Genomic DNA, 22,782 nt, shown 5'->3' with positions numbered 1-22,782 from the left:
CCGTTTACAACCGTTTGTATTTTTGGAATTTTAGCTCTCCGATAAAATGTCCTGTTCACTGAATAAGCTTGCGACCGCTTCATCATAATCCCAAAATCCTTTTGATTTCTTAATTTTTTTTGCATATTTGGCATTGTCAGAAAAAACCGGAATCATATAAAACCACAATTCTTTCATTTTAAACAAGACATTTTTTTCTCCAGAGAGAATGCTTTTATAATCTTCATAAATTTTATCATGAAAGTCTTTTAGTAGTTTTTTTTCAAGTTTAACATTACTGGTAACATCACTTTTCAGTCCGGGATGCGCTAATAAGCCTCTGCCGAGCATTAACGTATCGGCAGAGGCGAAATCATTCAAAAATGCCTTATAATCATTTATTGTAAAGATATCACCATTATAGCAGACGGGATTTTTACTTAAAACCACGGCTTCCTTAAAAATTTTCATATTCGGTTTGTTTTTATAAAAATCTGTTTGAATCCGGGGATGAATAATCAGCTCTTCCAAAGGGTACTTGTTAAATATTTCGATTAGATCATAAAATTCTTCCGGCTGGTCTTTTCCGATTCTCGTTTTTAGCGAGATTTTTATTGCCGTTTGAGAAAATACTTCATCTAAAAATGCGTCAAGTTCTGCTCTTTTTGAAAGGAATCCCGATCCTCTGTTTTTTGAAACGACCGTTCCGCAAGGACATCCCAAATTTAAATTGATCTCATCATAGCCCATTACCTGAATTTTCTTTGCAGTCTGAATAAAATCTTTTGCATTATTGGTCAGCAACTGTGGAATCAAAACCAGTCCCTGGTTGTTTTCAGGCAAAATATCATTTAATTCCCGAGTTTTAAAACTTTTACTTTGATTTGCAACAATAAAAGGTGAAAAGTATTTATCGATATTATTGAAAAAAGCATGATGGGCATTTCTATAAATGTACCCGGTCAACCCTTCCATCGGTGCGAAATAAAATTTCATAGCTAATGTCTCCTTTATTCTAGCAGATCCCGTTATTTATCTTTTAATATCCCAATGAACATTAAGGTTAAATGCCGGTGATGGCTCGCCAGACAGTCTTTTTGACTGGAAATATTGTATCATTTTATTACTGGTAATGAAAGTTCAATTAAAGGATCCGCAAATTTTATTGATATTATTACATACTATATCAAAGTAAAAATTTAAAGAAAAGAGGAGTATTATGGAAAACCACAAAAACAAAGTTATCAAAGCTCTTATTTTTAAGACGCAATCTGGCCAGCACAGCACTCGCCCTAAGAAAATGACCAGGTCCGTGTTAATTCTATTAGGTGCTTTTATGGCTGCGACCTTATTCGGATGCAGCACCTCAGCCCCGGAAGCAAAGACTGCAACGCATTCGGATACTTTAATCAAATTACCTGAAGATGGCTATCAACCCGTCTATGACTTCATTGGATCGGCCACTAAAACCATCGATATGACCATGTAATCATTGGTCGACGCAAATGCCGAAGCCGCCCTCATTGTAGCCGCGCAAAGAGGCGTAAATGTTCGGGTTCTTTTTAATTCAAATGCTTCAGATGGCGGTACCGTTGGCATGAATCAACCGGCCTATGACAATCTGACGGCTAACGGTGTCCATGTTGTTTATTCCTGGCCCGGTGTTTTGTGGCATCAGAAAAGCATCATTGTGGACAATGAAAAGTTGCGATTATGAATTGTAATCTCGTCGCTCAATATTATTCAGTATTAAGGGATTTTATTGTGATCACCGTTAATCCCGCCATCGTGTCCGGTGTAGTCACCACATTTGAAGGTGCCACTACCCTACTAACCTTTGTTGCAAGCGGTCCGGATTCGGAATCTCCAACTCATATTTCGTGAGAATCAGCAAAAGCTCAGGGGCTTCCAATGCTTTTGATTTAAGGCTGGTGTTTTTCTTTCTCTAAAAAATGAGTTGCATAGGCAAGCGTTTTTTGGGGACAACTATCGACACAGTGCCCGCAGCCCACGCAGCGGAGCTCCGAAACGTCGCTGCCCTTTTTAGCCGAACTTTTTATATCGATGGACATGGGACAAGCCGCGTTGCACCGACCGCATTGGATACAGTTTGTCAGATTGGTGTTAATTCGCTGGCCGGCAATTTTGCCAACTAAACCAAGGACCGTTCCCAAGGGACAATAGTAACAATATCCCCGCCCAACAAACGCAATCCAGAAAAACATGGCCATCAGCAGTTCCGCCGTCAGATATTTATAGTTTTCAATTTTTGCAATCGCATCACTGTAAGCCATTGGCATTCCCAGGAGGATTAATATCCAATAAAAGGTGAAGCACAAGGCCAAGGCAAAAAAAAGCCATCGCAGGATCGCAAAGATTTTTAGACCTTTAGCTGTAACTTTTTTCTTTTTTCCAATCAGGGGAATCACTGGATCAAAAACCTCTGCCGCAAAACCATTAAATAAACATAGCGTCGAACATTGCCATCGGCGGCCGAAAAGAAGTGTACCAGCAAAAACGACAATGGTAATGATTAAATAAAAGATTAATGCCAGTGAAATACCTGTGAGTCCAAAAATCGGCAGATATTTCAGGTAAAAGGCCGACCCCGTATCCAAAAGCTGTAAAGGGATGGTGCTCCAGGGCAAAGGCATCGCGAAGAAGTACAATTCCTTGTTGTTTAAGAGGAGTGGCCCCAAAATATGGACGACCAAAGCCATTGACATGAATCCGATCAGATTCCGCTTGCGCATCGCCGTTCGTTGGGATGAACCAATAATTCGCAAGGTGAGAAAACTGCCGATTACAATAAATAGGGTCTTGACCCAGTTTTCATAAAAACCCCAAAGCCAGGTAATAAATGCCGCAACCGCGGGTGTCGCCCGGCTGACATAGCCAAAATTCAGCCCGGCAATGATGATACAGAGAACAATATAGACCCATAAAATGCTTTTCAGCAGTTTTAATTCGATGGAAGCAGGCTCAGTCGATTTCATTTCTTTTCCTCATTTATGAAAGCATCACTTTCTTCTTTTGCGAATTCCTCTGAATAAAAAAATTTGTCTTATTTACACCTGCGCTGATACCTCCAAATTTCTGTTTGAAAGTATTCGCAAAGGCAATTAAATTCAGCTTTGTTTTAAAAATAACTCTTAACAACTTCAACCGGCAGCATCGTTCGCGCGACTATTTCTGCCACCGTCATTCCCTGGGCGTTGAAACGCCGGCAAACCATCGTCAGACTTTCTCCAACTTCAATGATATGATAATCCAGGTCATAAAACCGGATAACCCGCTGGCCCCAGGCATATTCTTTTACGCCGTGCAAATATTCAATATGCTCAAATTTTTTCAAGTGCTCTAAAAAATCATCAAGATTATCTTCTTCAAAGTACAATTCCATATCGTTTCCACGATAGACAATTTCCTTTTCTTTTGCATCGATAAATTTCGCCCAAAGGGCCTTATCCTGAAGAGAAAATCCCGCATTAAAGGTGATATTTTCGCCAAAATCCATCACCACTTCTAAATCAAAAACATCGCAATAAAAAGCCCGTGAACGATTGATGTCGTCCACCACCAGCAGAGGTGCTTCAAACTTCATTTCTTTTCCTCCTCATTTTTTATCCTGATCATTAATTAAAGTGACAAGCTCGCCAGACAATCGTTTCGAATAAACTTATTGTATCATTTTATTGCTGGTAATAAAAGATCAATCGCATTAAGATCGGCCCTTAGGATTGGTTTAATCCTTAGCATCATCTTGTCGATAGTTATTTGACTTTTCTGCTTGCTGTTATTTATCTTTTATTGTCAATAACCCTGGTCTTACAGAAATGTAAGGATACTTCCGTTCTTGTAAGCCCGATCGATGGCTTCATTAACTTTCTAAAACTATAATAAATAAGAACGTGAATTCACCGCGAAACCCGCGCGTGACTTCATCCTACTAACAAAATGGAGAAAGAGAGAAAAAATGAAAAAAAGCACCAAAAGAACTCATAAAGTTTTAAACGTATTTTTAGCGTTTATTGCTGGAATTTTACTGCTATCGATACTGTGGGTAATCATCAGTCAGGTTTTAACTGCCTATGAAAAATCTATTTATCCTGCGCCTGGAGAAATGGTCACTGTATCCGGCCGACAAATGCATGTCTATACCCAGGGCGAAGGAGAAAATACGATTGTCTTAACCCCGGGGCTTGGAACAACCGCTCCCGTTCTGGACTTTCAACCGCTGATTGACGAATTGGCTAAAACAAACAAAGTCGTGGTGGTTGAGCCCTTTGGTTATGGTTGGAGCGACTTGACCGATAATGAACGGACAGTCGAAAATATCACTGAAGAGTTAAGAACAGCATTAAGTGTTGCCGGTATCAATGGCCCTTATGTCTTAATGCCTCATTCAATTTCCGGAATTTATGCCATGTATTACGCCAATACCTATCCGGAAGAAGTTAAAGCGATCATTGGAATCGACTGTACCCTGCCAGAAATGAGTGCCTATTTCGGGGAAAGTATCCCGTCAATGCCATCTTATTTGAGTGCTTTGGTACCCACCGGCATCGCCAGACTCCTTGTCCTGATGATGCCGAATGGATTCCTGCCCATTGATCCGACCCATATCTATTCTGATGAAAATTTAAAAACCACAAAAGTATTATCGGCATGGCAGGCCTATAATAAAAACGTTGTTGCCGAAGGAAACGAAATTGAAAAAAATATTGAAAAAACCTCAACGATGAAATTTGTCAAAGATCTACCCGTGCTGATTTTCGCAAAAGAAGGCACCACCCCCAGAGAAGATGGAAAAACAACCCAGAGCTTTTATGAAATGGCTCTGGCGGGATTGGACAACAGCCAGATTGTCATTCTTGAAGGGCATCATTATTTGCACTGGACAAATTATGAAACGATGAGCAACGATGTCAGTCAATTTTTAAATTCGATTAAAACAAACTCATCGAAATAAATCCATCATCCCATCAGCTTGCCGAACGTTATTTATCAAAAATAAAAGCACCTCGTTAATTAGCAAGATGCTTTTATTTAAATAATAAGTGGCTGATGCGACGTATGGGTGGAATTTCGCCCCATCCCCGGGATGCTAGAAAAATTTGACAATATCTTCCGCTGCTTTTCTTTTTGGCATTTTAGGTTCTTGGGTGTCATATTCTAAGGCGATCACTGACATAATCATTTCATCATCGCTGATGGGCAGCATTTCCCGAATATGGTTTTTATTCATTATACCGCTTTCAGTCGATTTGCACCGCTTTTTATTAGATTAAATGGTGTGATTAATCTTTTACAACTAAAACAGAGCAAGGTGCAATTTCAATAATTTTTCGAGTGTTTGAACCAACAAAGAAACGCTTTGCCGCACTCATTCCCCTTTTTCCCATGACGATCAAATCAAAATATTCTTCTTTAGCAAACTCTTCAATTTCCGCATCCACAGCGCCAGCTATCACTTTTTTCTTAAGAACCAGCCCCGAGCTTTTATATTTTTCCAAAAGAGAACCCAACAGTTTTTCAAATTCTTCTGACTGATTGTCTTCAATTTGCTTTATCAACTCTAATGAATTTGTCGGAATTACTCCAGTCCCGTAAAATAGTGGTTTTGTTTCAATGACAGAAAGAAAAGTCACTTCACTCTCAAATTTCTTTGCCAATTCAACAGCTTTGTCGGCTCCTTTTAATGAAATTTCAGAACCGTCGACCGGTACAAGTATCTTTTTCATTATATATTCCTTTCTTTAATGCATTAGTAGATATTATTTTACCCTTTTTTCACAGCTATTAAACATTAAAATCAAATTTTCAATCATCTTTAAAGGCCAGAAAAAAATTCCTGTTGTTTATCTATTAGCGTTTACCTTTCCTTACTGCGAATGCAACGCCTCCAATCAGCACAATCGTTAAAATGATAGCCATTGTGCCATCCCAAACTGTATTACTTTTTGAATCGGCAACCACTGTAGGAATGCCTGTCAATATACCATAAGATTCGCCCATTAACAAGTGCGTGTATCCTTCACCATCGGCATTTTTAGAGGCTGTCATTTCAAAGCCAGCACCATTCTGAAAAATCATCACATAATCCGATCCACCGAACAGGAAATATCCGAGCATATCGCCCTTTTTCACAACGGTACCCGGCTTTATGTTATCCTCAAACATAACTGCGGAAACCTGTGACATACCAACCGGCATCAAAGCCACCAGACCATAATCTTCAGTCTTCATAATCACACAGCCCCGTGTTTCTACTGCCTGCCAGCCATAATCTTCCGCATTGAGCATATATCGGTTTGCTTCCTTGTCCCAATAGGTAATGCCGCCAACTGCGTCATCCTGATAAATAGTTCTTACCTCTAATATTGTTCCGCTAACCGGAAAGTGGAAACGATGATAATCTTGGACATTAAGGAAGGTATGGGTCAATATTCCGCCGGCGAATGCATCACCATAGCTGGTTCCCTCACCGAGGAGAGCGGGTATTGAATCAAAAGTCAGAGATTTTATTTTTACGCCATCCCCAACTACCCGCGAGTCACTGTCGATCTGCCACACACCCTGTGGTACTGAATCAGCCGGAGCGGCAACGACCGAATTGTCGTCTGGGGAGGCAATTGGTCGAGCTGCAGGCGAAATGAGAAAGCGACTGAAAAAATCATTAAAGCTGTGCCAATTGGATGGATCTTCATACCACCCATTCTTCAATCCAAAATCCTGATTATTATAGGCAGTCTGATAATATGCTTCATTCCAGGATTCGGGAGTGCTCAGGTATTCTCCCCATTGTTTAGTAAATTTAATCATCCAGGATCGATAGGGTTCGTAGTATTGCAATGAATTATTGTAAAACCCCATACCTTCCAGCTCTTCCAAAGGCTGATCAGTAATGAAATAAAAATAATCCAGGCTTTGATCGATCTGATCATAGAGACCAGGATACGAACTTTCAACATTGGGCAAGATGCTCCAGGGCAAGGCATGATCTGCCCAGTCAACAAAGTCATAAAATTCATCCAAAGACTGCACCGGATTGCTGTTCTTATCCGGATTCGCCGCTTTGGCTTGTTCAATCGATTTGATCAACAGAGTTTTCAGCTCAGGGTTATGCTCCACCATGAGAACCAATTCTTGTGTGATGGGCTCATGGGCAATTTCCGCTGCCCATGCGATGGGCGTAGACATAAATATCAAACTAACAATTAAAAACAGTGTAAATATTCTTTTCATCCTCATCCTCCTGACATGCACTCGACTTTTTCGCTGACTGATATCCTAGAAAAACTTCACAATATCCGCAGTAGCTTTTTTGGTTGGCATTTTAGATTCCTGGGTACCATATCCCAATGCGATCACCGATACAATAATTCCATTTATATCACCCAGTCAAAGGATTCCATCGTAATTTTCTTTATCTCCTGACCTGAGAAATGGAGCTCTGGTGTTTTGATGCTTACCGTGGTTCCTTCTGGCACTGATTTTGTAATAAAAACGTTACTGCCGATGACAGAACCTTTTCCAACAATTGTATCGCCGCCTAAAATTGAAGCCCCGGAATAAACCGTTACCTCATCTTCCAAACAAGGATGTCTTCTCACGCCTCTGAGCTTCTGACCGCCTCTGGTGGATAAAGCGCCTAATGTTACCCCCTGATATATTTTCACATGCTCGCCAATGACGGCGGTTTCCCCGATAACCACGCCGGTACCATGATCGATGAAGAAGTATTTCCCGATAGTGGCACCGGGGTGAATATCGATTCCAGTAATATTATGGGCATATTCGCTCATGATCCTTGGAATCAGCGGAACTGAAAGGTCATACAGTTCATGAGCCAAGCGGTGAACACTGATGGCAAAAACACCGGGATAACAGAAAATAATTTCATCTCTGCTCTTTGCCGCAGGATCCCCATCAAAAGCGGCAATAACATCGGTTGCCAGGAACTCTCTGATTTGGGGGATCTTGCTCATAAATTCATAACAGATTCGTTGCGCTTCTTTGTGATAATGTTCTTCACCAAAATTTTCCATTTCAGCTGCCTGATGTTTCAACGCCAACGTAATTTGTTTCGTCAAGCTTTCGATGATACAAATCAACAAATCACCTATGTGATAGTCCTGAATTTCTCTGCGGAAATTAGTTTTTCCAAAATAGCTGGGAAAAACCAATTGTCGCAATGCTTTGGTGGTATCTATAATCGCATTTCGATTTGGTGAAAAGCCGCAATCATGCGGTTCAATATAGGACTCTTTTTTATAACTCTCTGAAATATTGTTAACCAATGTTTCGATTTTTGTTTTATATTCGTTATTCATGGCATTCCCTCTCATATTTGTTTATAGAATTTTCTCATTTGGTCCAACCGCTGTTTTTCAATTTGCGTCTTGAACACCATCAGGAGATTGGCGCACAGATTTTACAGCGGTGGTTTTAAACCATTTTATTTGCATATCTTTCGATAATCGGCCTCGAATCATCCATCTTATAACTGTGGATGCTGAGTTCCGTGATAAGTTTACTCCATGCCGCTGCAACTGCTTCAGCCGTATGCGCAATCTCAAAAACAGCATATTCACCTTTACAGAGCTTACCTTTTTTCATATCATTATGATTTATCAATTGATCTTTCGCCACGATCAAGCAGACATCGTACCGACAGTCTTCCGGTTTAGTCATTTCCGGATTATCCCAGGGAATTCCCAGTCTGGAGCGGCTGATTAATCATCCAGTGCGATCGCTCCTTCTGCCGCCAATAGCAGAAGTCGTGCAAATTCTGCTCGTTCGATATCCGTCATTTGCTGAGTCATCCGCTTGAAACACACATCCACTTGCTCTTTCACAAGCGAATAGACGTCCCAAGCCTTTTGGGTGGGGCGGATATCATAGGTTCGTTTGTCCTTGGCATTGGTAGTACGAACTAAAAATCCGATTTTCACCAGTTTTGTCACAGTCTTTGCAATGACACTTTTGTCAAGTCCGAGCCGCTTTGTAATAGCATCCTGTGTCAGCACTTCGAAATCGCAAACCATTAAAATTACAACAGCCTGTGCACCGGTAAGGGCATATTGTACGCAACCGTCGTTGAACCAGATGTGCGATTTCCGATACAAAATTGAAATGGATTTAAAGGCATTATCCATAATGTTTGACATCGCTTGATCCTCCTTTATATTATGAGATTATTCTACTCCTATTTGGTGGCGCTTGCAACCAGTTGTTGACACACGCGAATTCATGTGCTATATTTTAATGGTGGCATTTGCCACTAAATTCATCTGTATAAAGGAGTGTCATTTTCATGGAAAAAACGGAGAAAATTTGGAACAAAAATTTTGTTCTTCTCTTTATCACCAACCTGCTGGTGCTCGCAGCGTTTTACGCATCGATTCCAATTATCCCTATTTACTGTCAGCAGATTGGAATCACCGGATCCAAAATAGGAATCGTACTGACGGCAATGTCCGTTACAACCGTCCTGTTTCGCCCAGTTGCCGGATACTTACTGGATAATTTCAATCGTTATCGTGTGTACTTACTGTTTTTAGGTTTGTTTTGTCTTGCCTTTCCAAGCTTTATTTTATTCCCGGTATTTGGACTGTTAATTTTGATCCGTCTGTTCATGGGTGCCGTGTATTCTGTGTGTGGCTCGGCAACAATGACATTAGCCAGCGATGTTCTGCCTCGTACTAAAATTACACCGGGCATCAGTCGATTTGCCTTTACCATATCAATCGGTATGGCCGTTGGACCTTTTGTGGGCATTCAAGTGCAGAACCACATGAGCAGCAAAGCCTCTTTCCTCGTGATTTTTGCTATTACGTTAGCTGCCTTAATTTGTGTATCTTTCTGCAAAATCAGTTATCCCAAGGTGGAGCGAAAGAAGTTCGTACTCAGGGAAGCGATATACAATCCGGCGCTTCCATTTATGTTCAATATGATGTTTCTCATGATTCCATACGGCGCTGTAATCGCATATTCTTCCATGTTGGCACAGGAAAAGCAACTAACATCTGTTATCCCATACTTTTATATCTTCCTTGTCGCCGGTATGCTGGTCTCCAAATTATCAACACAGAAAATGATTGATGACGGCAAGCATCGCATTCTGGTCTATGTCAGTTTGGCGATTTTAATTGTTACCATGGCCAGCTATGCTTTTTTGACAACCGGAATACATTTGCTTATTGCCGGTTTCTTTTTTGGACTTGGGTACGGTATTTTGCAGCCGCTTTTTCAATCTTTTGTTACCGGAACAACCCCGGCCCCAAAACGAGGCGTGGCGAATGCCACCTATTTGCTTTCTTACGATATTGGCATTGGCATCGGTTCCCTCCTGATGGGCTACATTCAGGAAACTATTGGACTGTCGGTAGGATTCGCTTTAACTGCCGTTTCATATGTAATCGGAGGAATCGTTTATGCCGCTTATGTGGATCGTTATTATTGTAAGCTGAGCAGCAATTCCAGTATTCATAGTGATCCTTCTAATTTTTTGTCACAGTATATGAAACATGAGGTATATTCATTACAGGAAGACGCAACCGTTCGTGATATAATCGCCTGTTTCTCAAATAAATATATCAATGGTGCACCCATTGTTTCCGCAAACGGCACGGCGGTCGGATTTATCAGTGATGGTGATATCATGCGTTATTTGCGAGAGGATGATCGTCCTTTATTTGCGATTGACAGTTCGGCATCATTCATGGGTTTTTGGAACCCTGACACAGAATTCGAACAAAAGTTGAATTCTATAATGGATTTAAATGTGCTTGAAATTGGCACCAATAAACCGATCACCATATCAGCAAACGCCTCCATTGAAGATGTGTGCAAACTGTTAAGTGAAGCAGGTGTCAAGAAGGCACCGGTAGTTGCTGGAGGTAAAGTAGTCGGTATCATTACACGCTCGATCATAACACATTATTTAGCAAACCGTTTTCTTGAACATACGCAAAAGGGTATTTCCAATTAAAAAACGGCCGGCTTTTGAGGATGAGCGACAGCTTGAATGATTCGCTTGATTCCCGGACGATTTTGGGTCCCGACAATATAAGGGATCCTCTTTAGGAGCCCAAAGCTCGGCTTGAGTAGCCTCCTGTAATTCTTTAGTATTACCGATGTGATCCACATCATGGTGTGTCAAAAGAATCTTTTGAATCGTTTGAATTGGCACATCAAGGCTCTCAATTTCCGAAATAATCTTTTTTTCCGGCCCCGGCATGCCGGTGTCAATCAAAATACTTTCATCTGATGATTTAATCAACAACACATGACCGCGCCTGGAACAATCAAGTTGATAAACATTTTTTACTATTTGCATATTTTTACTCCCATTTTGGCATCATTTGGTTTACAGTTCAGTCGGATTGAATGAAGTCATTGTATCATTTTATCGCTACTAATAAAAGATTAACTGCATAAAAACATCCCCTCCAGGGAGAATCAACGGGGCTGCATCTTTTACAGACCCACTGATCATTATCCATTAAAAGAGTTTACTCATGCTGGAATCATTGAGATTATCCTTTACATTCCATCAATTTATTCAATTGCCACTGTCTTTCATTGGAAACAGCTTCGATACAATCAGGTTTGATAAGGTTTATTACTTTTACCGAATAATCACTTGCTACCATTGCATGCTCTCGCATATGACCGCTTCCGATAGCCTGTCCCACAACTCTCAATGCAGTTTTTTCAATTTCATTCTCACTGTTTCTTGCCAATTGGTGAATTCTAAAACCCGCCTGACGCACATCATGCATTCTGGCTTTCCCATTCTGCCACTGTACATTTGTATCAAAACCGCCTAAAATAATATCGTTATTTTCATAAGGTATATTCACCAGCTCTAAAATATGTTTTGCCATCGCCAATGACCAGCGTGCTAAAATAATTTGATCAGACTCTTCATATACAGTATCAATTATTTCTCTTAACCACGTATCGTCCTGGATCTTAATTTTTACTTTTGTTGACATATTCACCTCCAAATCATCATCCCCGTATATCATTCATATTTTGCAGGAAACTGTACCCAAAATGCAACAAAACGAAAAAAACTGGTTTTTAGTAAAAAAATGCTATAGTATGTAGCTTGTAGGAGGGAAACGAATGAAACTCATATTTAAAACCGATAGAAACATGGCGATAGAAACCGCGCTTATTTTTACTCATCCGAATGAACAGGATGTAAAACAACAGATTGAGATTGCTATACAAAAAAACGAAAAAACAATAACGGCACTTAATACGTTGAATAACCGGAATATCCAAGTGCCGATTCAGGCAATCCTGATTGTAGAATCAGAGGAACGAATGTGCAATTTGCGATTAACTACCGGTGCGATGTATTTATACCCCAAACGGCTAAAATACGCGGAAGCAGACTTCATTAACAATGGCTTTATACGGATAAACAATCAAACGATCGTCAATATCAAGGAAGTACAACAATTTGCACCCACAACTAATGCCAGAATTGAAATAACGTTAAGTGACGGTTCCACATATTTTATAAGCAGACATTACATTAAAAATTTCAGGAGGGCTTTATCATGATAAAAGATTTGAAACAATCATTCTTTCAAGTATTCGCAGTTACATCGGTATGGATAACACTGCTACTCACTATTTTTTTCAACGGACAAACCATTGCCTTGAGTTATCTTTGGAATTTAATTGGAATTTCCGCTATTTTCGCACTTTTATTTGGTGTGATTTACAGCGGTTTGTGGAACTACCTTACTTTAAAACCAATCACCAATATTCTGATTTCTTCAATTTTAAATATTGTGGGAGGCTTAACAGCCGTCTGGCTGCTCTCTTCAGAAATGTTTTATTTAATTGCACCATGGATTCCAGGCATGGTGATTCTATCAATCACACTACACACGATTGCTTTTTTTGTTTACGCAAAGATGGATGCTGTAAAAAAAGCTAAAGAATTAGATGATTTAATAAAAAATTCATAACCAGGACTGTTTTCCCATAAACTCAATCAGTCGATCGGCCATCCGTTGATGGCCGGCCGGGCTTTGATGAATCCCGTCGAGATAGAGATCTTGATCGGTCCAATCGATAGTGCTTCGGAAATCCAGGACAGGTAATTGCGCTGCTGCGGTATAATCCCTTAGCCACAGGCAATACGCTTCGACCATCACCGCAGATTTTTTAAAATCGATGGCTTCGCCGCCGTCTTTGAAGGCCACCGGCAGCAGAATCGGAGGCGGAATCGCCACAACTACCAGCAGTTTTTGTTCGCGGCAGCGGTCAACCATGATTTTCATGTTTTGAGCGGCTCTCTGCCAGGAATGGTTGAAGAAAATATCGTTATAACCGCCCATCAGAATAACCCCATCGGTTTTTGCCGCAAACACCTGTTGTTGGATACGGACAAGCATTCCATCAGTGGTATCCCCGTTAATTCCGCTGTTTTGCAATCTAATCCCAGTCTCTTTTTCAGCGAGAACATGCCATTTTTCTTTGTGGGCGACATTATACCCAAAAGTCAAACTGTCGCCAAAACAAACAATTTTCACAATTATCTCCTTTTTTCTAAAAGTCTCTGTATCATATGAATTGAGCCTAGTTTGGTCAGTCAGTCCCAGAATAAGCAACCATTATTCAAGATACAGCGCTCTTTTTATCTTATATTTTCAATAGTTCACTCACTTTTCAGTTGGTAATAAAAATGAAACGGGGAGATTTTTGACTACCCGTCCTCAACTACTGACTGATAATATGACCAACGAAGCATCCTTGATGACTACCCGTTTCGCTTGACTTTTATTATAATACATTGCGATCGTTTTTACATCTTTATGCACAAAATTTAATCTCAAATAAATATAATTTCTATTACAAACCCAAAAATTGGCAACATATAATATTATATGTTGCCAACCCTGTCTAGTGTTTATAGAGAAATTCCGGGGTACAGCGCGGATGAAACGCTTATGAAATTTGATAAAGATCGCGTAGCATCGTTTTTCACAGACTATTTTTCATTCAAGGATACTAATTCCTCAGGATAATCTGCGTATTTAATTGCGATTTGCCGCAACAATTCTTGCACTTCTTCAAATGCCGCCACCATCAATGGCTCAAAATGACTATCACTGCCTTCCTTGATAATTTCCACTGCTTTTTTATGGGTAAAAGGCGGTTTGTAGACTCTTTTACTGATGAGGGCATCATAAACATCCGCAATCGCCATGATTCTCCCAGCGAGGGGGATGTCATACCCCGAAAGACCATCCGGATAACCGGAACCATCCCATTTTTCATGATGGTATTTCGAAAATTCCATGGCATGTTTAAGAAACGAATTTTCGCCAAGCTTTAATGATGCGATGCGGAGTGCCTCGTAACCGATGATAGTATGCTGTTTCATTTCTGCAAATTCTTCATGGGTCAGCTTTCCCGGTTTAAGCAGGATATCATCTTTTATCCCAATTTTACCGATATCATGAAGAGGCGCAGATTTGTAAAAAATCTGAATGATCTCGTCATTCAGAATCGTTTTGTATTTTTCATAGGTACTCAGCTTTTCGGCAAGAATTCGCACATAATTCTTAGTCCGCTCGATGTGCCCACCCATATCGGGATCTCGATACTCGGCAAGCGAAGCCATGGCTTCAATGGTGATTTCCTGGGTCAGACATAATTCTCTAGTTCGTTCGGCAACCCGTTTTTCCAAGATCTCATTCTGCCTAGCCAGTTCATTTCTGGCTATTGTGATGTACAGATGGGTCTGGACACGGGCCTTCACTTCGAGAATTTCAAACGGTTTGGTGATGTAGTCCACCGCACCTGCTTCAAATCCTCTTGTTTTGCTTTCGATATCCGTCATGGCAGTCAGGAAAATAATCGGTATCGCGGCTGTTGCGGGATTCTTTTTCAGCTTTTCACAAACCTCATATCCGCTCATTCCCGGCATCATGATATCCAGCAGAATTAAATCCGGCCATTCCATATTCACAATTTCGAGCGCGGATTCCCCATCCATGGCTACGGACAGTTCATAATCATCGCCTAGCGTTTCCACCAGAATATCAATATTGATTTCCGTATCATCCACAATTAAAATAGTGCATTCCGATAATGCCTTCATATCATCAAGCCTCACTTAATCTGATTAATAAGGACTCCAACTTTTCATCCGCTTCCTTAAATTTATATTTGGCAACAAATTGAAAGAGATCAGCTGCTTCGTCTTTGAGTTCATCCGGCCAGCAAATTTCATAGTGGGATTCAATTACTTCTGAACATCTTTTTGGCTTTCGGGCTCGAATATACTGCCTGAGTTCTTCCAGAAAAGAAATCAGAGCCGCGTTTGAGGTTACGGAAAAGTTGGTCTTAATGGTATTTTCTTTTTCCGACAACTGATTTATCAGAGCAGTGATCATTTTTTTTAGTGGCAGATCAATATTCTGAATTAACGGTTTTAATGCTTCACTGGCAGGTTCTTCTCTGATAGCTGTTTCAAGGATTTCGGCATTTTTATTTATTTCCATAGCTCCAATATTGGCAGTAACACCCTTCAGTGTATGTACAAGCCGTTCCGCCGTGTTAAAATCTCCATTACTGATTGCTTTTTTAATGTCATCCGGTACGTTTTTTTGACCTGAAACAAATTTTCGCAGGAGATTCATGTAGGATTTTTTCTTTCCCATGACGCGACCAAGACCCAGTTCGATATCCAGTCCGCTTATTCTGATGTCCGATTCCTGATCCAATGGCACCTCATGGACGATGTCGATACGGCGTTCACAAAAATCCGGAGTATGATTGAATGGCGGTATCCATCGTACCAACATTTTGAAAAGCTCTACAGGTTCAATCGGTTTCGGTAAATGATCATTCATTCCGGCGGCAAGACATTGTTCCCGATCACCGACCATCGCATTGGCAGTCATCGCAACAATCGGCAAATCCCTGAACCGATTGAGGGAACGGATTTTTTTTGTGGCTTCAAGCCCATCTAAAACTGGCATCTGCATATCCATCAAGACCAGATCATATTTTTTCTGTTCAACCATTGCAACTGCAATTTCGCCATTGACGGCTATATCAACCTGTAATCCTACATCCCTGAGGATTTCGACGGCGACTTCCTGATTAAGTTCATTATCTTCCACCAGCAGGATTTTCGCATTGTAAATGCCCTGCGGTTTTTTCTGATCTGTAACGGAATCCGGAATTTTTTTTTCTGGTTCATGCTTCATGCCTTTTTGAGGAATTCCGAGTTCGGTTTCATACATAACCCAGGGATTGTCGTGACCAGAAAGCACCTGACTATCGTTTGATTTCAAAGCTTTTTCTGTGCCGTAAAAATGGGTAGTAAACCAGAAAATGCTGCCTTTCCCAAATTCAGATTTCACACCAACTTCACCACCCATTAAAGTTGCCAGTTTCCTGGAAATGGCAAGGCCCAGACCAGTTCCGCCATATTTCCGGGTTGTGGATATATCAGCCTGTTGAAATGACTGAAAGAGTTTTGACTGTTGCTCTTCTTTCAAACCGATTCCGGTATCCTGAACTTCAAATTTCAACTGAAATCCATCTGAGAATTCTTTATCTTTTCTGATTCTAACCGTAATTCTTCCCCGATCAGTAAATTTGATGGCATTGTTTACATAGTTGATCAGGATTTGTCCGATTCTCAGCGGATCGCCGCATAATTCATTTGGTACATCCTGACCGACGTCAAACACAAGCTCTAGATTTTTTGCAAGGCATTTCTCGCTGTTACAATTGGAGAGGTTATCCAGCACTTCGTAGAGCTTGAAATTAATGGATTCGATATTTAGTTTGCCAGCTTCGATTTTCGAAAAGTCCAGAATATCATTGATAATACCCAGTAGGTGCTGTCCTGACTGCTGTATTTTATTGACATAGTCCTGCTGTTTTACCGACAGATCGGTTTTCTGGATGAGATAACTCATTCCCAATATAGCATTCATCGGTGTGCGTATCTCATGACTCATATTGGCCAGAAAATAAGATTTGGATTTCGCCGCTTCTTCAGCAAGAATTTTGGCTTCAAATAATTCCTCCTCCATTTTCTTTCTTTGTGTAATATCCGTGGAAATACTGCATAGCCCGACGATATCTCCGTTTTGTTTCATTGGCACCTTTGTTGATTGGTAGGTCCGTTTCTGATTGTCCTTTATGGAATATTCCTCGGTTACCTGGTTTTCCTGTAACGTGATAACATCCTGATCGTTTTGGTCATACGCCTCTCCGTCTGACGAAAAAACTTCTTTTGCGGTTCGGCCAATACATTCATCCCGCTTGTGACCTGTCGCTTCTTCCCAGTGCCGGTTGATATAGGTGTAGTTGCCATTTAAATCTTTTGCATAAACGGCAGCCTGAAGATTTTCCAGCACCGATTCCATAAACTGTCTGCTATTTGCGAGTTCAATGTTTTTTTGCTCAATTTCTTTTAACAATTCCGCTCTGGAAGGCGATTCAATTTCATTCTTCAGTTCTTCGACCAGAGAATAGCTGAAATCCGGATCGATTGTGATAAAAGGCAAAAAGATCGTGAATGTATATTTTTCATTCACCGTTTCAGAAGAAACAAAATTTTCAAAATGCTGCGCTTCGAAATTCGGATTGAGGAGATAATCCAGATTGTCAAAAACGATATTGATACCATTTCTGATCGGAATTTCTCCAACAGATTCTTTAACTGAAACGGAGAAATCAATCACACTCATACTGTCAAGAAGCTGTCGGATTGTATCTGACAATGCTGCTTCGATCCGAGTGGCGGTCACTTCTGTACAGCCCAGTTTCAAAGCAATTGAGCGTGCCTTTTTTCTGGCCTCAATCATGGAATTATTGGAGTCAACTTTAATTCGGCCCAGTTCGATCATTACACGACCTCCATTTTGCCCTTATACTATCTATTTCATGTGAATAAAGGGAACATATTGCTTCTTTCGTTAACAAAGAATTCCTTCCGCGATTAAATCATCATCCTCAGCGATGTTTCCATTCCAATATATACTTAATTTTCTTCATTTTTCAGCCATTTGCGGGCGAGAACACGAGTTCCTTTGCCCGGTTCAGATTTGATATGGAAATCATCCATAATTTTGATTACACTGGGGAGACCCTGCCCCAGGCTGTTGATCTGTGTGCTGTAATTTTCCTGCAGGGCCTGTTCAATGTTATTAATTCCCGGTCCGGCATCATTTGCCAGAAGCTCAATGCCAGTTATTCCGGTGACAGTATCGCAGATAATATTTATTTCGATAAAACCCTTTTCAGCATAACGCAGAATATTCGTGGATAACTCTGATGCTGCCACAGCGATCATTACTTCATCAATCAAACCGAATCCTGCTTTTTTTGCGATTTGACGAACTGAGAACACGACGTTCTCATTATCGTGACTCAAAACAAGGTCTAATTTTTTTGTTTCGATAGGCTTGTTTTTTTCATCGGATTCTGTTTCAAACGGATCATTAATTCGGTTCATCTTCTGTCACCAGCCGTTTCAGTATTTGTTATTATCAATCAATGCTAAACCAAGTTCAAGATTCATTGCCATTTTTATTTTTAAATTGACTGTAACATCTAAATCCATCAGTCCGGAAACAACTCCCGGGCGCAAGCCGACCCAAACGGTATGAATCCCCATCAGTGAAAAAACATTGGTTATTCGCACAAAAGCAAGATAGGTATAGGTGTCCATGACAGAGACCATCGAAAAATTGAGGATGGCACCGTTGATATCATTTCGGTAGGCTTTCTCCGTCACCATATTTTCAATTTTTCTGATCGTCTCGTTGGTCATTTCTTCCGGAAGTGCCACAATAAAATTATTATTGATTACCGTTATGAATGTGTTATTACCTTCTTTAAACATACGCATCACAATCCTATCTTCTTCATTATTCTTTTGTGATGACTTTCAGACTCAGTATGATGAACGCTTCTGAAAGAGCATCACTGAGCGTTGCCTGGGTATTGATAGCTGCCATATCAATTCCCAACTGTATGATAGTCTGAGCGACTGCCGGGGATATTCCTGACAGGATGCATTCACAACCCATGAGTTTGGTTGCCTTGGTGATTTTAATCAGATGGTTGGCAACGGCCGTATCCACCGCTGCAACACCGTGGATATCCAGAATAATCACTTTTGAATAAGTTTCCGCAATTTTATTCAACATGCTTTCCATCATATGCTGAGCCCGCAGGGAGTCGACTACACCGACAACCGGCAGAACCAGAACGCCTTCCCAGAGTTTAATCGTCGGTGTTGACATTTCCCGGATGGTATGACTCTGTTCTTTGAGCCGATTCTCATATAAAACGCGTTCGGTGATATCCATGATAAATTCAACGCCGCCGATAATTTCACCGCTGTCATCCTGCAGCGGTACAACCGAATATTCAACCGGGGTCCTGTTCTCTCCAGTATTGATTTCAGTCCGGCCGCTAAAAGATTTTCCGTCACTGATTGCTCTCAGCATACCACACTCTTCAGTACCACACTGCTCAGTAGCAATTAAATCCTTACAGGCTAAACCAATAATATTGTCCGCAGATTTCTTCAGCAGTTTTTTCCCCGCCTCATTCATATAGATCACTTTAAGCTCTCTGTTAACTGCCATGACTGGAGTTGGAATTTGGTCAAGAATCTGAGATTTCAGTTGATCATCTGCTTCCTGATATATCTTTTTCATTATATCCTCCTTTTATTATTAGCTATTGAAAATTGTTTTTTTTCTAAAATATTTAATTTTCAGGTTATCCTCTCTCATCAAGTATGAACCATATAATTGCTTAATACCCAAAAGCAATCAAATTAAACCTTGTTTTGAGCAAGGTAGTGAAAACAAGAGAAAACATGGCATTGGAGCCGGGATTCAAACGGTGAAGTGTTATTCATCGTTTTTTGATCACTGATAATAAAGAATATAACCAAATCAATGTTTCCAGATCCAAACATTTCTATGCCACGCTTATTTCCAGATATTATTTTCTGGGATGATTTTCATTAGACATTTGTCATCACCCATTTTTATGCTTTTTAACAACTCCACCTCAACTTGACACATAAACGCTTTTTCGAAAAGAACTTTACTGTAGCCAGTCGTGCATTGACACCAGGTATCTGTCTCCAATCGGTCAACCCCTTCAAGCATTGGGCATGTGCAAAAATTAAACTGAAGATAGAGTTCCCCATTATTACAAAACAGTCCCGCGGCTTTTGCTTTGTCCTGATTGCCGAATTCTTCCATGCTCGAAGATACATCTACCAGCTCTTTTACAAGTCCCAATTTCTCGTCCATTCCGTACCCACACTGACAATTCCTTCTAATCTGATGAACAATCGATTGATCAAATTTGTTTTCCAGTCGCTTCATTGTCGATTTTACCCATGTCGGATTATCTTCCGGGTTCCCTTGTTCATCCGATCCATATACGATTTCTCTTGCCGTTTCTTCATTACTCCTATCTTTAACCGCCTCATAAATAACCTGCTCCTGAATTTTTCGGATATCGAACATTTTCAATCCTCCATTTTTTCACTTTATTGTGATCGACTGTTGTTAATACAAATTCGTTTATGCACCTTTTAATTGCAAAAAAGCATAAAACAGACTTCTATAAAATCGAACACGGTCTTGATGACTGTTCTGATTATATAAGAAAGCCTGATTTTATACTTCTGAATTCTTGCTCTATTTAACTGGTATGCATAAATCCATGACAACATGCTGCTCATCTCTGTCAATCTTGCGATAAATATTAAGTCCATATCTTTCGTCCATTTCATAACCACTGTTTGGCATCCAGATATTAAATACGCCTTGAAAAGCTTCAAAGATATCTGGTATCAACCCATCAAAGCTGTAAACGGCAAATTTTCCGCCCTGAATCGTCATAACATTTTCAAGGGGAGAGGTTGTGTCGACCGTCATACAGATGTCATATAAACATTGCCCAACATTTGTGATGGAAGGATCATCAAAGAACCGTTCAATCAAAAGGGTCTCTTCTCTGAAATAATTCTGATTTTTTTCGGTGAATTCAGACCAGTTTTTTCCCAGATCAAGGTAATTTCCCAGATACCGTTCATAGATGACCTTAAAATTATCCAAATCCTTTATTTGAATCTGTTGGTTGTATTCATCAAATGATTGAAACGTCGCCTTCTTTTCCAGAATAAAAGGATGGGGAGCACTGTTCATATTCACATTTTTTCGAAATGCCGCAGGTGAAACATGATGGTGCTTCTTAAATGCTGAACTGTAATTCGATGAACTGTATCCGTAGGTAACGCCGATATCGGTAATGGATTTATTTTTTATCAGCTTCATTTCGATGGCGCTTTGTTCCATTTTCAAACGTTTGATAAACCCATAAATGCTTTCACCTGTTTCTGACTTAAAAACTCTGCAAAAATAATACTTGGAAAGATGACAATAAGCTGCTACATCTTCAATGGAGATTTCCTCATTTAAATTTTCTACAATATAATCGATGGCTTTGCTGACCAATTCGTTTTTAAACATAAGATTCCTTTTTCATTTATACTGATATCTATCTCTCTTCTCAGTGAATTTACCATACTGAATTGCTGATTGTTTGCATCCATTAATACATTTTAGACAGAATGTACATTCCCCTAACCACATAGGTTTTCCATCCATCATATGTATTGTATTGCATGGACAACTATTTTCACACTGTTTACAACCATTACATTTTTGTGTAACAAAAAACTTCTTAATATGATTGGCTTTTCTATAGCCATATCCAGTAATTGGAGTAACAAACCGGATACGTCCCTTTTTTATATATTCAATATCTTCTCGACACTCGATCATCAACATAATTTTATCTATTTCCACCTCAGCCTTTTTCAAAATAGTGCTTTGTTTCTCTACATTAATAATATTATATCCCACCACATAATTGTCAATCATCTGTACGCCGAATATTCCATTTAATTGCACTTGCTTATTTCTTAAGGTTTGGATTAATCTGTCCATCACATTTCCCGCAGCTATCCCATAAGTTGTTATTGCATAAACATATTGCTTCCGATATCCTGATAATTTTAACTGTACTATAAACTTCTCAACTATTTTTGGCATACAATACCAATAAACAGGAAAAACAAATCCCATTTTTTCATTTTTTTCGATTTCATATGTCTCATTTTTCTCAATGATGCTTTCCGAAATATCGACTAGCCTTTCACCTGTTCTTTCCGCTATTTTATTAGCAACATGCATAGAATTTCCTGTTCCACTAAAACAAAAAATCATCTTACTTTCCTTCTTTCGTTTTCATATATTTCATATGTTCTTTTTCTCCAATTTTTCTACCAAAGAAGAAATAATCTGCTCAACAATTATAACTTCTTTTTCATTGGCTGCAATACTTTTAATGGTATCTGTAACCCATTTATAAACTGCTTTATCTCCCTGCAAAATGGAGCTTCCCTTTGTGGTGAGTTCAACATAAAAAATTCTTTTATCCTCTGCCGATTGCATTTTTTCAACTAGTTTCATATTAATCATTTTTCTTATAATTGCAGAAACCGCTGGTTTAGTCAAAGATAATTTTTCTGCTATTTGGGAGAAATTCGGTCTCTGTAATGAATGGATTACTAGCAAATGGTAATAGTCATTATTAGAAAATTTTTCTGCTTCCTCCTCAGTTAGTGTAGTATTAAGATTTCGTATACATTCTTCCCATAATAAATTTACAAGCGCAGCAAATTTCTCTTCCATAACTAACCTC

The 22,782-nt window shown here is 39.8% G+C and carries 28 protein-coding genes; 7 read left to right on the top strand and 21 right to left on the bottom strand.

Going from position 1 to position 22,782, the window contains the following annotated elements; genetic code table 11:
• Window positions 1-30 precede the first annotated feature (30 nt).
• On the bottom strand, window positions 31-975 hold the full coding sequence (locus FZC41_RS15665; protein WP_148568390.1) for a tRNA dihydrouridine synthase: 945 nt from the start codon (window positions 973-975) through the stop codon (window positions 31-33).
• A gap of 340 nt (window positions 976-1,315) precedes the next feature.
• On the opposite strand from FZC41_RS15665, the gene FZC41_RS17400 reads away from it, so the two are divergent.
• From FZC41_RS17400 to FZC41_RS17395, 3 genes are read left to right on the top strand one after another with little or no spacing between them, the layout of a single operon-like run.
• On the top strand, window positions 1,316-1,468 hold the full coding sequence (locus FZC41_RS17400; protein WP_170254023.1) for a hypothetical protein: 153 nt from the start codon (window positions 1,316-1,318) through the stop codon (window positions 1,466-1,468).
• A 3-nt stretch (window positions 1,469-1,471) separates the two neighbouring features.
• Window positions 1,472-1,696 carry a phospholipase D-like domain-containing protein gene (locus FZC41_RS15660; protein WP_148568389.1) on the top strand — a complete coding sequence of 75 codons (225 nt, stop codon included), beginning with the start codon at window positions 1,472-1,474 and terminating at the stop codon, window positions 1,694-1,696.
• Entirely contained in the window at window positions 1,693-1,863 is a 171-nt protein-coding gene (locus tag FZC41_RS17395; protein WP_170254022.1) for a hypothetical protein, read from the top strand. Before FZC41_RS15660 ends, FZC41_RS17395 begins: the two co-directional genes overlap by 4 nt.
• A 38-nt stretch (window positions 1,864-1,901) precedes the next feature.
• Here the strand turns inward: FZC41_RS17395 and FZC41_RS15655 are convergent, their stop codons facing one another.
• Window positions 1,902-2,975 carry a 4Fe-4S binding protein gene (locus tag FZC41_RS15655; RefSeq protein ID WP_148568388.1) on the bottom strand — a complete coding sequence of 358 codons (1,074 nt, stop codon included), beginning with the start codon at window positions 2,973-2,975 and terminating at the stop codon, window positions 1,902-1,904.
• A gap of 143 nt (window positions 2,976-3,118) precedes the next feature.
• The gene (locus tag FZC41_RS15650; RefSeq protein WP_148568387.1) at window positions 3,119-3,583 is read right to left on the bottom strand and encodes a VOC family protein; all 465 of its coding nucleotides are present in this window, start codon (window positions 3,581-3,583) and stop codon (window positions 3,119-3,121) included.
• 372 nt (window positions 3,584-3,955) lie between these two features.
• On the opposite strand from FZC41_RS15650, the gene FZC41_RS15645 reads away from it, so the two are divergent.
• On the top strand, window positions 3,956-4,951 hold the full coding sequence (locus FZC41_RS15645; RefSeq protein ID WP_205737088.1) for an alpha/beta fold hydrolase: 996 nt from the start codon (window positions 3,956-3,958) through the stop codon (window positions 4,949-4,951).
• 135 nt (window positions 4,952-5,086) lie between these two features.
• Here the strand turns inward: FZC41_RS15645 and FZC41_RS17390 are convergent, their stop codons facing one another.
• From FZC41_RS17390 to FZC41_RS15620, 6 genes are all read right to left on the bottom strand, one after another.
• The gene (locus FZC41_RS17390) at window positions 5,087-5,227 is read right to left on the bottom strand and encodes a nitroreductase family protein (RefSeq protein ID WP_170254021.1); all 141 of its coding nucleotides are present in this window, start codon (window positions 5,225-5,227) and stop codon (window positions 5,087-5,089) included.
• A gap of 52 nt (window positions 5,228-5,279) precedes the next feature.
• The gene (locus FZC41_RS15640) at window positions 5,280-5,723 is read right to left on the bottom strand and encodes a universal stress protein (protein WP_148568386.1); all 444 of its coding nucleotides are present in this window, start codon (window positions 5,721-5,723) and stop codon (window positions 5,280-5,282) included.
• Between the two features lie 124 nt (window positions 5,724-5,847).
• A complete protein-coding gene (locus FZC41_RS15635) occupies window positions 5,848-7,227 on the bottom strand; it encodes a phosphatidylserine decarboxylase (protein ID WP_148568385.1) in 1,380 nt (459 codons plus the stop codon).
• 143 nt (window positions 7,228-7,370) lie between these two features.
• Complete coding sequence (gene epsC, locus FZC41_RS15630) at window positions 7,371-8,315, bottom strand: serine O-acetyltransferase EpsC (protein WP_148568384.1); 945 nt, start codon at window positions 8,313-8,315, stop codon at window positions 7,371-7,373.
• A gap of 115 nt (window positions 8,316-8,430) precedes the next feature.
• Window positions 8,431-8,697, bottom strand: coding sequence for a GyrI-like domain-containing protein (locus FZC41_RS15625; protein ID WP_279235193.1), 267 nt, complete (start codon window positions 8,695-8,697; stop codon window positions 8,431-8,433).
• Window positions 8,698-8,717: 20 nt separating this feature from the next.
• A complete protein-coding gene (locus FZC41_RS15620; RefSeq protein ID WP_148568382.1) occupies window positions 8,718-9,152 on the bottom strand; it encodes a MarR family winged helix-turn-helix transcriptional regulator in 435 nt (144 codons plus the stop codon).
• A 146-nt stretch (window positions 9,153-9,298) separates the two neighbouring features.
• Here FZC41_RS15620 and FZC41_RS15615 point away from each other — a divergent pair, with 146 nt between their 5' ends.
• The gene (locus tag FZC41_RS15615) at window positions 9,299-10,975 is read left to right on the top strand and encodes an MFS transporter (RefSeq protein ID WP_148568381.1); all 1,677 of its coding nucleotides are present in this window, start codon (window positions 9,299-9,301) and stop codon (window positions 10,973-10,975) included.
• Here the strand turns inward: FZC41_RS15615 and FZC41_RS15610 are convergent.
• Window positions 10,928-11,323, bottom strand: coding sequence for an MBL fold metallo-hydrolase (locus FZC41_RS15610; protein WP_148568380.1), 396 nt, complete (start codon window positions 11,321-11,323; stop codon window positions 10,928-10,930). The two genes, FZC41_RS15615 and FZC41_RS15610, sit on opposite strands and share 48 nt — an antisense overlap.
• 199 nt (window positions 11,324-11,522) lie before the next feature.
• A complete protein-coding gene (locus tag FZC41_RS15605) occupies window positions 11,523-11,984 on the bottom strand; it encodes a putative immunity protein (RefSeq protein WP_148568379.1) in 462 nt (153 codons plus the stop codon).
• Window positions 11,985-12,117: 133 nt separating this feature from the next.
• Here FZC41_RS15605 and FZC41_RS15600 point away from each other — a divergent pair, with 133 nt between their 5' ends.
• Window positions 12,118-12,564 (top strand): LytTR family DNA-binding domain-containing protein, encoded by a 447-nt coding sequence (locus tag FZC41_RS15600; protein ID WP_148568378.1) that lies wholly within the window; start codon window positions 12,118-12,120, stop codon window positions 12,562-12,564.
• Complete coding sequence (locus FZC41_RS15595) at window positions 12,561-12,977, top strand: hypothetical protein (RefSeq protein WP_148568377.1); 417 nt, start codon at window positions 12,561-12,563, stop codon at window positions 12,975-12,977. Before FZC41_RS15600 ends, FZC41_RS15595 begins: the two co-directional genes overlap by 4 nt.
• Here the strand turns inward: FZC41_RS15595 and FZC41_RS15590 are convergent.
• The 10 genes from FZC41_RS15590 to FZC41_RS15545 form a co-directional block, all read right to left on the bottom strand.
• The gene (locus FZC41_RS15590; RefSeq protein WP_170254020.1) at window positions 12,972-13,544 is read right to left on the bottom strand and encodes a GDSL-type esterase/lipase family protein; all 573 of its coding nucleotides are present in this window, start codon (window positions 13,542-13,544) and stop codon (window positions 12,972-12,974) included. The two genes, FZC41_RS15595 and FZC41_RS15590, sit on opposite strands and share 6 nt — an antisense overlap.
• Window positions 13,545-14,002: 458 nt before the next feature.
• Window positions 14,003-15,118, bottom strand: coding sequence for a response regulator (locus FZC41_RS15585; protein ID WP_148568375.1), 1,116 nt, complete (start codon window positions 15,116-15,118; stop codon window positions 14,003-14,005).
• Between the two features lie 4 nt (window positions 15,119-15,122).
• Window positions 15,123-17,888 carry a PAS domain-containing hybrid sensor histidine kinase/response regulator gene (locus tag FZC41_RS15580; protein WP_148568374.1) on the bottom strand — a complete coding sequence of 922 codons (2,766 nt, stop codon included), beginning with the start codon at window positions 17,886-17,888 and terminating at the stop codon, window positions 15,123-15,125.
• A 134-nt stretch (window positions 17,889-18,022) separates the two neighbouring features.
• Window positions 18,023-18,496 (bottom strand): anti-sigma regulatory factor, encoded by a 474-nt coding sequence (locus FZC41_RS15575; protein WP_205737087.1) that lies wholly within the window; start codon window positions 18,494-18,496, stop codon window positions 18,023-18,025.
• A gap of 18 nt (window positions 18,497-18,514) precedes the next feature.
• Window positions 18,515-18,892 (bottom strand): STAS domain-containing protein, encoded by a 378-nt coding sequence (locus FZC41_RS15570; protein ID WP_148568373.1) that lies wholly within the window; start codon window positions 18,890-18,892, stop codon window positions 18,515-18,517.
• 19 nt (window positions 18,893-18,911) lie between these two features.
• The gene (locus FZC41_RS15565; RefSeq protein ID WP_207725068.1) at window positions 18,912-19,709 is read right to left on the bottom strand and encodes a PAS domain-containing protein; all 798 of its coding nucleotides are present in this window, start codon (window positions 19,707-19,709) and stop codon (window positions 18,912-18,914) included.
• 279 nt (window positions 19,710-19,988) lie between these two features.
• On the bottom strand, window positions 19,989-20,537 hold the full coding sequence (locus FZC41_RS15560) for a DUF6144 family protein (RefSeq protein ID WP_148568371.1): 549 nt from the start codon (window positions 20,535-20,537) through the stop codon (window positions 19,989-19,991).
• A 174-nt stretch (window positions 20,538-20,711) separates the two neighbouring features.
• Window positions 20,712-21,545 carry an AraC family transcriptional regulator gene (locus FZC41_RS15555; RefSeq protein WP_148568370.1) on the bottom strand — a complete coding sequence of 278 codons (834 nt, stop codon included), beginning with the start codon at window positions 21,543-21,545 and terminating at the stop codon, window positions 20,712-20,714.
• Window positions 21,546-21,557: 12 nt separating this feature from the next.
• On the bottom strand, window positions 21,558-22,304 hold the full coding sequence (locus FZC41_RS15550) for an EFR1 family ferrodoxin (RefSeq protein ID WP_148568369.1): 747 nt from the start codon (window positions 22,302-22,304) through the stop codon (window positions 21,558-21,560).
• Window positions 22,305-22,334: 30 nt separating this feature from the next.
• Window positions 22,335-22,772 (bottom strand): MarR family transcriptional regulator, encoded by a 438-nt coding sequence (locus tag FZC41_RS15545; protein ID WP_148568368.1) that lies wholly within the window; start codon window positions 22,770-22,772, stop codon window positions 22,335-22,337.
• Window positions 22,773-22,782: the final 10 nt, after the last annotated feature.

The sequence above is a fragment of the Acetobacterium paludosum genome, assembly GCF_008086595.1.
In the GTDB taxonomy this organism is placed as follows: Bacteria; Bacillota; Clostridia; order Eubacteriales; family Eubacteriaceae; genus Acetobacterium; species Acetobacterium paludosum.
This window is presented reverse-complemented; position numbering and strand designations above follow the sequence as displayed.

Excerpts from the sequence above, each read along its gene's own strand:
- FZC41_RS15665 (WP_148568390.1), bottom strand. The coding sequence starts at position 975 with ATGAAATTTTATTTCGCACCGATGGAAGGGTTGACCGGGTACATTTAT.
- FZC41_RS17400 (WP_170254023.1), top strand. The coding sequence starts at position 1,316 with ATGGCTGCGACCTTATTCGGATGCAGCACCTCAGCCCCGGAAGCAAAG.
- FZC41_RS17395 (WP_170254022.1), top strand. The coding sequence starts at position 1,693 with ATGAATTGTAATCTCGTCGCTCAATATTATTCAGTATTAAGGGATTTT.
- FZC41_RS15655 (WP_148568388.1), bottom strand. The coding sequence starts at position 2,975 with ATGAAATCGACTGAGCCTGCTTCCATCGAATTAAAACTGCTGAAAAGC.
- FZC41_RS15650 (WP_148568387.1), bottom strand. The coding sequence starts at position 3,583 with ATGAAGTTTGAAGCACCTCTGCTGGTGGTGGACGACATCAATCGTTCA.
- FZC41_RS15645 (WP_205737088.1), top strand. The coding sequence starts at position 3,956 with ATGAAAAAAAGCACCAAAAGAACTCATAAAGTTTTAAACGTATTTTTA.
- FZC41_RS17390 (WP_170254021.1), bottom strand. The coding sequence starts at position 5,227 with ATGAATAAAAACCATATTCGGGAAATGCTGCCCATCAGCGATGATGAA.
- FZC41_RS15640 (WP_148568386.1), bottom strand. The coding sequence starts at position 5,723 with ATGAAAAAGATACTTGTACCGGTCGACGGTTCTGAAATTTCATTAAAA.
- FZC41_RS15635 (WP_148568385.1), bottom strand. The coding sequence starts at position 7,227 with ATGAAAAGAATATTTACACTGTTTTTAATTGTTAGTTTGATATTTATG.
- epsC (WP_148568384.1), bottom strand. The coding sequence starts at position 8,315 with ATGAATAACGAATATAAAACAAAAATCGAAACATTGGTTAACAATATT.
- FZC41_RS15620 (WP_148568382.1), bottom strand. The coding sequence starts at position 9,152 with ATGTCAAACATTATGGATAATGCCTTTAAATCCATTTCAATTTTGTAT.
- FZC41_RS15615 (WP_148568381.1), top strand. The coding sequence starts at position 9,299 with ATGGAAAAAACGGAGAAAATTTGGAACAAAAATTTTGTTCTTCTCTTT.
- FZC41_RS15610 (WP_148568380.1), bottom strand. The coding sequence starts at position 11,323 with ATGCAAATAGTAAAAAATGTTTATCAACTTGATTGTTCCAGGCGCGGT.
- FZC41_RS15605 (WP_148568379.1), bottom strand. The coding sequence starts at position 11,984 with ATGTCAACAAAAGTAAAAATTAAGATCCAGGACGATACGTGGTTAAGA.
- FZC41_RS15600 (WP_148568378.1), top strand. The coding sequence starts at position 12,118 with ATGAAACTCATATTTAAAACCGATAGAAACATGGCGATAGAAACCGCG.
- FZC41_RS15595 (WP_148568377.1), top strand. The coding sequence starts at position 12,561 with ATGATAAAAGATTTGAAACAATCATTCTTTCAAGTATTCGCAGTTACA.
- FZC41_RS15585 (WP_148568375.1), bottom strand. The coding sequence starts at position 15,118 with ATGAAGGCATTATCGGAATGCACTATTTTAATTGTGGATGATACGGAA.
- FZC41_RS15580 (WP_148568374.1), bottom strand. The coding sequence starts at position 17,888 with ATGATCGAACTGGGCCGAATTAAAGTTGACTCCAATAATTCCATGATT.
- FZC41_RS15575 (WP_205737087.1), bottom strand. The coding sequence starts at position 18,496 with ATGAACCGAATTAATGATCCGTTTGAAACAGAATCCGATGAAAAAAAC.
- FZC41_RS15570 (WP_148568373.1), bottom strand. The coding sequence starts at position 18,892 with ATGCGTATGTTTAAAGAAGGTAATAACACATTCATAACGGTAATCAAT.
- FZC41_RS15565 (WP_207725068.1), bottom strand. The coding sequence starts at position 19,709 with ATGAAAAAGATATATCAGGAAGCAGATGATCAACTGAAATCTCAGATT.
- FZC41_RS15560 (WP_148568371.1), bottom strand. The coding sequence starts at position 20,537 with ATGTTCGATATCCGAAAAATTCAGGAGCAGGTTATTTATGAGGCGGTT.
- FZC41_RS15555 (WP_148568370.1), bottom strand. The coding sequence starts at position 21,545 with ATGTTTAAAAACGAATTGGTCAGCAAAGCCATCGATTATATTGTAGAA.
- FZC41_RS15550 (WP_148568369.1), bottom strand. The coding sequence starts at position 22,304 with ATGATTTTTTGTTTTAGTGGAACAGGAAATTCTATGCATGTTGCTAAT.
- FZC41_RS15545 (WP_148568368.1), bottom strand. The coding sequence starts at position 22,772 with ATGGAAGAGAAATTTGCTGCGCTTGTAAATTTATTATGGGAAGAATGT.